Here is a 361-nt window from a genome sequence, read left to right as displayed (position 1 = left end):
TCAAGGTGGCGACCGATGGCACGGTGTCGGATGACAGCGGCAACAACAACCCGGGCGGCGGCAACGAGTCCGAGGGCGGCGACAACGGCAAGCCGATCGATACGAATGCCAAGCCGGTGGTGAAGGCATTGAAGGTCAAGGGTCCGCTCGAAGTGGGCAAGGACCTGACCGGTACTTATCAGTTTGACGCCAACAACGGCAACGGTACCGACAAGTCCACCTTTGCCTGGGGCGAGAAGGGTAAGACCGACGCGGCCAAGGGCGAGACCGTCGCCCAGTCGGGCGTCGTGCCGGCGCACACCATCGTGGCGGCGGATGCCGGCAAGGTGCTGGAAGTGGGCGTGCAGGCGAAGAACGGGGC

General features: G+C 64.8%; 1 protein-coding gene. It reads left to right on the top strand.

The window, feature by feature from the left end; genetic code table 11:
* Positions 1–361 (top strand): hypothetical protein (locus JHD59_RS22425; RefSeq protein ID WP_199155893.1); only part of this gene is annotated, 361 nt, incomplete at both ends.

This window comes from Chromobacterium sp. ASV23 (genome assembly GCF_016428945.1).
GTDB lineage: Bacteria > Pseudomonadota > Gammaproteobacteria > Burkholderiales > Chromobacteriaceae > Chromobacterium > Chromobacterium sinusclupearum.
This window is presented reverse-complemented; position numbering and strand designations above follow the sequence as displayed.